Below are 9,571 nucleotides of genomic sequence, written 5' to 3'. Positions count from 1 at the left end.
GCCCTTGCCTGTCCCTGAAAGAAAACCGTAAAATCTATGTTTTTCCAGCTTGCGCCAAAAGAAGTACCAAACATAATCTCTGGTGTACGGGTAAGTGGTGTTCTCACTTTATCCAAATCATTAATTGCACCATCATTGTTTATATCTTTATATCTGATATCGCCTACCCCCGTACCTGCCGGATGCGGCGTATTGTTAATTTCCTGTTGATTTTGATAAATACCATCACTCTGGTACAGGAACCACGAATCAATCGGGATGTTGGTTTTGCGTTGATAATCCGGAATATTCGCGGCTTCATCCATAAAGATGACCTTATTCCTTGCGAAAGTGATATTACCCCTAACGTTGTATTTAAAAGAATCACCAATGGTGTTGTGGTATAAAACCTCCATTTCTATTCCACGGTTTAATACTTTCCCGAGGTTTTCACTCGGCAGCGTTAAACCTGTGTATCCTGGAACAGATTCACTTCTGGTGATTAGAATATTAGAGCGCAGCGATCTGAATACATCGATATTAACACCTAACTTTCCTTTAAAAAACTGTGTTTCTAAACCAATATCGGTAGTATTGGCCAGCTCCCAAGTAATGTTCGGATTTGGGGTTGGCCCTAATACCAGCGAAGAAACCTGCGAAGCGCCAGAACCCAAAGAATAGCCATAGCCGCTACCAAGCAAATAGGTTTGCAAATAGTTAAAGGCAGAAACGGCATCATTACCAGTCTTACCCCATGATGCCCTCAATTTCAGCTCGTTGATCACATCCGATTTGAAGAAATCTTCCTGCGAAATACGCCACCCTCCTGATACTCCTGGGAAAAAACCATAACGTTTTCCTTGTGGAAAATTCTGAGAGCCATCGTAACGCATGGTATAATCTAACAGGTACTTACCTTTATAATTGTAAGAAAACCGGCTGATGTAATTCACTCGTGCGGCCTTTGCAGCACTCGAATTGTTCTGTTGACCGATAAGGCTTCCTGCAAAAAGCTGATCTAAACTATTGCTGAGAAAATTTGACCTGTTGGCATTAATGATATCAGTATTGCCTTTAAAGCTTTCGAAAGCAACAAAAGCATCAAAAGTATGATCGCTGATTGTTTTTGAATAACCTAGTTTTAAATTTAATAAACCTTGATTAATATCGCCGCGTTGCTCAAATAGCGATGGCGTAATCGAAGAAACCACCTGGGTGTATCCCTTTGTTGCAGGATTATAGCGGTATGCCGGAGGTGGTGTTTTGGTAAACGATTTTGTTTTCGATATGGTCTTGTCAAACGCATAATATCCATCCACGAAAAGTCCCTTGGTCACCTTATCCAGCTTCCAGCTAAAAGATGCCTTAGTTTGCAAATAATCAGTGGTGAATTTTTGGTATCCGGCCTCTCCAGAAGTAATGTAAACCATACTGTTATCCGGACCGCCTCCAATACCCACACCAACAAGATCATTGTTATATATTGGGGTAAGGTAAGGATAGGCTAGCCACAACTCTCTAAAAATTCCACCAGCATCATAGCCACGTTTGGCTGCATTGCGGAATTCGTTGCGATAACTCACATCTACACCCATTTTAAAATTATCGGTCACATTCACATCTACATTTGCCCTCGCCTGGTCTTGTGTATAATAAGCGGCATCGCGTTTATAGATACCATCTTGTTTCTGGTGCTGACCTGAAAAGAAATAACTCACTTTATCCGTTCCGCCGCTAAGCGAAAGAATGTGGTTTTGTTGTAATGCACGTTTTTTCATTACCGCATCCCACCAGTTGCTGCTTGGATACGCGAGCGGGTCAGATCCGCTACGGAATTTTTCAATATCCTCTGCTTTCCAAGTTAATTGCTGACCAACTAAAGCATCGTATTCATTCGTAGCCCGTGCATATTGGTAGGCGCTCAGCATTTCTGGTACACGCGTAGGCTGTGTTGTAGCCCAGTTGGTACCAATCGAAAATACTGGCCGACCAGATTTACCTCTTTTTGTGGTAATGAGGATAACGCCATTTGCCGATCGTGCACCATAAATTGCAGCACTTGCATCTTTGATCACCGTAAAAGATTCGATATCAGCTGGATTCAACCTGGCAAAGCCGCCTGATCTGTCTGGAATCCCATCAATTACGACCAGGGCACCCGTGCTCCCTAAAGTACTTTTACCGCGAACAAACACATCAGCATTATCATTACCCGGCTCACCACTTCTGGTATTTACAATAAGGCCCGGAACCTGACCAGCAATAGAATTGGTAAGGTTGGTTGAAGGAGATTTTGCCAGTTCAGCTCCACTGATTGTGGCAACTGCACCCGTTAAATTTGCCCGCTTCTTCGTACCATAACCTACCACTACTACATCATTTAAGCCTGAGCCTGATGTTTCTGCCAGCTGTACATCAATGTTGGTTTTATCACCTATAGCAATTTCCTGATCGGTATAACCCACATAACTAAATATTAAAATGGCATTAGCCGGAACGCTTAGTTTAAATCTTCCATCAGGATCTGTTTTTGTGCCTTTTTGGGTTCCCTTTACCCTAACCGAAGCGCCTGGCAATCCTAGTCCATTGTCTGTTACCCTGCCCGAAATCATTTGCTGGGCAAACGAGGGGACACAAACAGCAAAAAAGAGCAGTAATAAAATAAGCTTTTTCCAGAGCAGATCGGGATAGCCTAACTTTTGAAAAGTAAGTTTTAAGTTCATATTTGGTTTATTTTGGTTGAAAATAAAAAGATAATCTAGTTAATCTAGTCTATTCTGTTCTATTATTATGTAAATATAAATGATCTTTTATTAGAATTGCAAAACTTATTTTTGGCTTTTGTAAAAAAAACGCGCTCAGTATTAGGTTACCTCTTAACAAAAACAGGCAATTTTGTGCCTTTATTGTTACATAACCTATCTTTACAGTTCAACATGAGACAAAAATGAGATATGGAATATTTTTTCGATTGTTGATTAACTGAATTTTATTACCTTGTAAATTAAAAGGCAAAGCAGAATTACAAACCTATAGACTAGTGTAGCCCAATCTACTTTATGATAACTATTTTCGAAAAAATACAGGAACTCGAAGAAATACCCTCTTATTCAAAACATGAGCAGTTTGTTCAGGGTTTTATTAATGCCATTGATGAAAGGATTATTTCTAAGGGTGAAGCGCTCCCCTCTATCAATGTTTTGATTAAAGAGCTTGGTTTTGCCCGCGAAACGGTAATGAAAGGTTATCGCGAGTTGATTAGCCGCGGTATAGTGGAATCGAAAAAGCGTTTAGGGTATTTTGTGGCTAACGACGATACCGAACAAACCTTAAAGGTAGCGCTACTGATGTACCTGATTGATTCTTTCCAGGAGCAGTTTTACCGTAATTTCAGGAATGAACTTGGGCCAAATGTGCACATCGATGTTTTCTTTCATCACGGCAATATTACCATGTTCGAAACCATGCTGGATATGATTAAAGGTAAATATGGTGTTTATGTAATTTCGCCAATTCCACATCCTAAAACCAAACACCTGTTAGATAGCTTACCGAGCAACAAACTGATCATGTTCGACCGTTACGAAGCCTTAAAAGGTGAATTTAATTATGTTACTCAGGAATTTGAGCAATCTACCTACCAAGTTTTAGCCGAACTTGCCGATACCATAAAAAAGTTCGATGAAATGATTTTCTTTCATGTTCCTGGTTCGTTAGATCCAGTCGAAATTATCAGGGCCTTTAAAAAGTTTACGAAAGATTTCGCTGTAAATACCAGGATAATAAATGAATATGAGCCTGGAAGTGTAGAAAAAGGCAAGGTTTACTTTACACTGAACAATTCCGAAATCTGGAAAATATTGAAAGATTGCGAAGCAAAGCAGCTACAGGTGGGAAAAGATATCGGCATCCTTTCGCATAACGATGAGGTGGTAAAAGAACTTATAGGCGGGGGCATTACAACTTATTCGGCCGATTTTTCGTTAATGGGCAAAAAAGTTGCGCATGCGGTGCTGAAAAAAGAAAAAATACAGGAAATCATTCCAACAGTACTCATCAGAAGAAATTCGTTATAAGCTAAAGCACATGAATACTACGGCGCTCGTTACTTTTATAGTGGTAACCTTTCTTGTTGCATTGATTTCCTGGATCAAAACCCGAAAGCATAAAATCACGACTTCAGCCGGGCTTTTTCTGGCCAATCGTACCTTAAGTTTTACTGCTGTGGGAAGTGCATTATTCTTCACCAACATCAGTGCCGCCGAATTTGTAGGCAGCAGCGAATCGGTATACATCAACAATATGACGGTAATGGCCTGGGGCGTAAGTTCTGTATTTGCCATGTTATTGGTTTCAGAATTTGTGATCCCGGTTTATTTGAAGGGCGCCATGTCTACCACCCCCGATTTTCTGGAAAGCCGGTACGATCCGCAAACCAAAAAACTCGTCTCCTTCCTTTTTCTGATCAGCTACCTCGTTAACCTCTTGCCTATTGTATTGTATAGTGGTGCAGTTGCGCTAAATGGCCTGTTTCATTTTTCTGATATCTGGAACATCAGTTATGGCAGCAGCATCTGGATTTTGGTTTGGTGCATCGGGCTTGTGGGCAGTTTATATTCTATATTGGGCGGCTTAAAAGCCATCGTTATTTCTGATCTTGTATTGGGTGCCTGTATGTTTACCGGTGCATTGTTACTTGCTTATTTTGGGGTGAGGCATGTAGGAAATGGAGATCTGCAACAGGGTATGCATACTATTCTTACCTCAAAAACCGAACACTTTAATTCAATAGGAAAAACAGGTGATGCCATTCCGTTTTCGACCATTTTTACCGGTATGATTTTAATGAACCTCTTTTATTGGGGTACGGAACAGGTAATTGTGCAACAGGCATTGGCTTCTTCTGATCTTAAAACCAGCCAGAAGGGAATTGCTCTGGCCTGTGCGGGCAAACTTCTTGGGCCCTTATTATTTATGCTGCCGGGAATTATTGCTGTTCATATGTACAGCAACATGCAAAACACGACTGAAGTTTTTTCGAGGGTGGTAAGCGATGTATCGCCCCCTGTACTCAGCGGTTTTATTGCTGCCGTTATTTTTGGCGCTGCTATTACCTCATTTTCTCCAGGGCTGAACAGCGCTAGTACATTGTTTATCCTCAACATTTACAAACCAGCCAAAGAAAAGAAAGGTATTGTGGTTACCGAGGCCAAGATGTTAAAAAGCTCGAAAAGATTTGAAATGTTTGCTTCTTTATTGGCCATGTTCATTGCGCCCTTATTTATATTTTCTAATGATAGCTTTTATACCTTCATGCAAAAGATAAATGCAGCATTCAGTATCCCCATCTTTACCATTATGTTTGTTGGCTTTGCAACCAAAAAAGTTCCGCCAATTGCGGCAAAAATAGGCTTGGGATTTTGCTTTGTAGCCTACATACTTACGCAAATGGTATTTGATACCGGCATCCACTTCCTGCATGTACTGGCTATTCTTTTTGTTGTTACCACCGCCATTATGCTCATTATTGGAAGATTATACCCATTGGAAACTGCCTATGTAGCCCAGAACAAACAGGTTGTTGATTTAAAGCCCTGGAAAAACCGTTATTGGGTTAATGGACTCTTATTGTTGATTATGGTTTTATTGTTTTTATTGTTCTCCCCTACATTCCTCGTTAATTGATGATTTAAGCCCTCGCATATTTTCGTTTGTATTCCATAGGCGATAGCCCCGTAATGCGTTTAAAGATTTTCCTGAATGCTTTCAAATCATTATAGCCTGTATCTTCCATAATAAACGGCAGATCTTTATGGTTCATTTCGATGGCTTTTTTTGCTGATTCTATTCGTACCCTTTGCAGATATTCGAAGGGTGTATTATTGGTAGCGGCCTTAAACCGACGGATAAAATTACGTTTTCCCATATTAACCAGACTGGATACCTCGTCCATCGTGATTTCATTCTGGTAGTTTTCTTCAATATACTGCTGGGCTTTCAAAATGTCTTTATCATCATGCTGATGCTGGCCTGTAAATACCTTAAAATGCGCCTGGCTGGTTCTATCCATTTCAATGGCAAACATTTTACTGATCCACAGCGCAGCTTCGCGGCCGCAAAATTTCTCGATCAGGTAGAGGATCAATTTAAGAGAAGAGAATGCTCCGCCACTGGTATAAACCCCGTCCTGGTCGGTGGTTACCAAATCGTTTTTCATTCTTATTTTAGGGTAACGTTTCTGCATATCGGCTGCTACAGCCCAGTGTGAGGTTACTTCTTTACCATCAAGCAAACCCGCTTCTGCCAAAAAGTAGCTACCCACGCATAAACTGGCCACTTCTGTCCGACTGGCGTACATTTCTTTGATCCATTTAACAGCCGCTTGGTTTCGGCCCAACACGCCCTCGTTACCAACACTAAATGACGGAATAATAATCAGATCAGCTTGTTGAATTTCCTCATAATTTAACTGCTCGATGTTGATGTTGTTAAAGTGAAAGGGAATTTCGTGATCTTTCTCTGCAACCAAACTTAGCGCAAATACAGGCTTTTTACCAGCACGCTCCATATAACGGTTGGCACCACTCAATAAATCTATTACTCCGGTAACCGATGAAGGGACAGCCTCGTCGAAAATATAAAGGCAAACTTTTAACATGCTTAAATCATTATTTTAATGCTAACTAAATTAAGTATTTTATTTGTCACTTTCACGCCCTTAAGTTGTCATTTATGCCACCTAAATGATGTCGATAATCTACAGAGATTTGTAACAGATAAAACAACAGAAACAATGGGCAAATTAAGTGTATTCAATTTTATCAGTCTGGATGGCTACTATAAAGATGCCAACAATGGTATCGACTGGCATCAGCACGGCCAGGAAGAGGGTGAGTTTAGCGCAAAAAATCTGGAGCATGATAACATCCTGCTCTTCGGCCGGATTACTTACGAAATGATGGCATCGTGGTGGCCATCTCAAAATGCCATTGAGGCAATGCCCGAGGTAGCCAAGGGTATGAACCAGGCTGAAAAGATTGTGTGTAGCAATACCTTGCAGCATACCAACTGGCAAAATACACGGATAACGAGCGGAAATATATTGACTCAAATAGCCGAGCTGAAGAAAACATCTCCAAAAGATATTACCATTTTAGGCAGCGGCAATCTGAGCACACAACTGGCCGAAGCAGGTCTGATTAATACCTATCAAATAATGATCGATCCGGTAGCCATTGGCAAGGGAGCTTCTATTTTTAGTGGTATGCAAAGACAATTAAATTTGAAATTAACTGATACCCGAAGCTTTAAAAGTGGTACCGTATTATTGAGTTATGAGGCAATATAATTAAGAATCAATATCTAAATACTATAATTATGAAAACAAAAATCTGGGCCAATTTAGGCGTTAAAAATGTAGAGAAAAGCAGAGCCTTTTACACCAAACTAGGTTTCGAAAAAAATGCAGGGCACGAGAGCGATGAACTGGCCAGCTTTTTATTTGGCGAGGATAATTTTGTGATACACTTTTTTAAGGAAGATAGTTTAAAAAAGGGCATGAAAGGCGAATTAGCCGATTTGAGCAAGGGCAATGAAGTTATATTTACCATTTCGGCCGAAACAAAGGAAGAAGTAGATGACTGGGCCGTAAAAGTAAAAGATGCCGGCGGTTCTGTATTCTCGCCACCAGAAGAATTTCAAGGCATGTACGGCTGTGCTTTTGCCGACCCAGATGGGCATAAGTTTAACATATTAAAATGGAAATAAGTATACAAGCGGTCTGCGATAATACAGGCCGCTTTTTTTTAGTTAATCTGCCGTTTTTTCTCTTCTATGGCCAGAAGTAATTGATCATAAGGTTTATTAAATTTCTCAATGCCTTCCTTTTCTAATTGATTAGCTAAGCTGTTTAAATCTATTCCGATCTCTTTAAGCTGTTCCAGAACCTGCTTTGCTTTATCTAAATCTTGCTCTAAACGGTTTTCAGGCTGGCCATGATCACGATAGGCTTCCAGTGTTTCTGTTGGAACGGTATTGATCGTATCCTTCCCAATCAATGCTTCCACATATTTGACATCTGGAAATGAAGGATCTTTCGTTGCTGTACTTGCCCATAAAAGCCGTTGTGGTTTTGCGCCCATAGCCTGAAGTTTCTGAAAGCGTTCTCCAGCGAAAATACGTTTATAAATCTGGTAGGCTTTTTTGGCACAGGCAATGGCAACCTCACCTTTCATTTGCGTTAGGCCTTTGGTCTCCAATATAGGATCAGCGAGTACATCTATCCTGCTGAGAAAAAAGCTGGCTACAGAGGCAATATGATCAATGGGCTGGCCTGCTGCTACGCGGTCTTCCAAACCAGAAAGATAAGCTTCTGCCACCTGCTCATACCTGTCTAACGCAAAAAGCAGTGTAATATTAATGTTTAATCCTTCACTAATAGCTCTGCGGATTGCGGGCAGGCCTTCAACTGTTGCTGGTATTTTGATCATAACATTTTCCCTATCTACTCTTCTCCACAATTCTACCGCCTGCTTRATCGTTCCATTGGTATCGTGGGCCAGGCGGGGCGAAACTTCAAGACTAACATATCCATCTTCGCCCCTGTCAAACAAAGGCTTAAACAGGTCTGCTGCATTTTGGATATCGCTAATGGCTAACCAATAGAAGATTGCTTCGTTATCTGGGTAATTATAGGCGAGCGTTTTAATCTGCTCATCGTAGTCTGAACTGCTGCTGATTGCTTTTTCGAAAATGGCGGGATTAGAAGTCATCCCCTGAAGACCATCTTGCTCAATCAGTTTTGCTAAACCACCTGAAGTGATGAGTTTACGGTCTAGAAAATCCAGCCAGATACTTTGGCCAAACTCACGCAGTTGTTTTATATTATTCGTTTCCATGGCGCTGTTTTTATTTTTAAACGATTACATTTTTTTAGATAACCGTTTTATTCCTTTCAAATAATTTAAGGCCTGAGATGAGGTATTACGCCTATATAAAGACCATATATTCTGAAAGCGCAATTGGATAACCAAAATATTCTGGTTAGGCGGAGACGTATGATTTTAATAAAACAAAATAGAAAACCGAACTGTTTTAAAAATCAATTGAAAACATATTTAAATAAATTAATTTCGCCAAAAATGAGAATACATAGGTTTTAAGAAAATTAAATAAAAATCTCAGTCATCATGGAAAAGAAAGTTAAGAAACCGCGCAATAGCGATATCGATAAGGCATTGGCCAAGGTAGCCAGCGTAAGTTTAAAAAACCCAAAGACGCAGGAGCCGCTTGCTGAAAAAGATGAGCTAAAAGAGGCAGAAGAAAGCTTACGAAAAAGGTTAGGTAAAAAATAGCTTCTCACTTTGAACAGCTTATAAAGCTACATCATTGCTATACATTACATTATGAGCTATGCAGTTATCAATGTGTTTCTTTAAACAATAACAATGGAATATGCGTATGATAGGCCAGTCTTTTAGTGAGACTTTGGTGAAACAGGCTTTCAAAAAAACTGTGATGCTTCGGAACGGCAATTATCAGTTGTAATCTGTTTTCGGCTGCGAACAAAGCAATACCATCTGCTATATGATGA

8 protein-coding genes are annotated in these 9,571 nt (G+C 40.3%); 5 read left to right on the top strand and 3 right to left on the bottom strand.

From position 1 onward, the window contains the following. A partial coding sequence (locus AC1DND_RS10145; RefSeq protein WP_477581317.1) for a SusC/RagA family TonB-linked outer membrane protein occupies nucleotides 1-2,702 on the bottom strand: 2,702 nt, incomplete at its 3' end. Between the two features lie 336 nt (nucleotides 2,703-3,038). On the opposite strand from AC1DND_RS10145, the gene AC1DND_RS10140 reads away from it, so the two are divergent. Continuing rightward, entirely contained in the window at nucleotides 3,039-4,055 is a 1,017-nt protein-coding gene (locus tag AC1DND_RS10140; RefSeq protein ID WP_477581315.1) for a GntR family transcriptional regulator, read from the top strand. Nucleotides 4,056-4,065: 10 nt separating this feature from the next. Further along, nucleotides 4,066-5,664, top strand: a complete 1,599-nt coding sequence (locus AC1DND_RS10135; RefSeq protein WP_477581313.1) for a solute:sodium symporter family transporter — start codon at nucleotides 4,066-4,068, stop codon at nucleotides 5,662-5,664. 4 nt (nucleotides 5,665-5,668) lie between these two features. Here AC1DND_RS10135 and AC1DND_RS10130 read toward each other — a convergent pair whose 3' ends face one another. Then, nucleotides 5,669-6,637 (bottom strand): GlxA family transcriptional regulator, encoded by a 969-nt coding sequence (locus tag AC1DND_RS10130; RefSeq protein WP_477581311.1) that lies wholly within the window; start codon nucleotides 6,635-6,637, stop codon nucleotides 5,669-5,671. Between the two features lie 135 nt (nucleotides 6,638-6,772). On the opposite strand from AC1DND_RS10130, the gene AC1DND_RS10125 reads away from it, so the two are divergent. Further along, nucleotides 6,773-7,327: a dihydrofolate reductase family protein gene (locus tag AC1DND_RS10125; RefSeq protein ID WP_477581309.1), complete on the top strand. Its 555-nt coding sequence runs from the start codon at nucleotides 6,773-6,775 to the stop codon at nucleotides 7,325-7,327. Between the two features lie 29 nt (nucleotides 7,328-7,356). Next, on the top strand, nucleotides 7,357-7,746 hold the full coding sequence (locus AC1DND_RS10120; RefSeq protein WP_477581307.1) for a VOC family protein: 390 nt from the start codon (nucleotides 7,357-7,359) through the stop codon (nucleotides 7,744-7,746). Nucleotides 7,747-7,784: 38 nt separating this feature from the next. Here AC1DND_RS10120 and tal read toward each other — a convergent pair whose 3' ends face one another. After that, nucleotides 7,785-8,876 carry a transaldolase gene (tal, locus tag AC1DND_RS10115; RefSeq protein WP_477581305.1) on the bottom strand — a complete coding sequence of 364 codons (1,092 nt, stop codon included), beginning with the start codon at nucleotides 8,874-8,876 and terminating at the stop codon, nucleotides 7,785-7,787. A 291-nt stretch (nucleotides 8,877-9,167) separates the two neighbouring features. Between tal and AC1DND_RS10110 the strand changes: the two genes are divergently transcribed. Continuing rightward, entirely contained in the window at nucleotides 9,168-9,332 is a 165-nt protein-coding gene (locus AC1DND_RS10110) for a hypothetical protein (RefSeq protein ID WP_477581303.1), read from the top strand. Nucleotides 9,333-9,571 lie beyond the last annotated feature (239 nt).

The sequence above is a fragment of the Pedobacter sp. 01N416 genome (genome assembly GCF_056399685.1).
The sequence above is the reverse complement of the archived record's forward strand: the minus strand, read 5'-3'. Positions and strand labels throughout refer to the sequence as shown.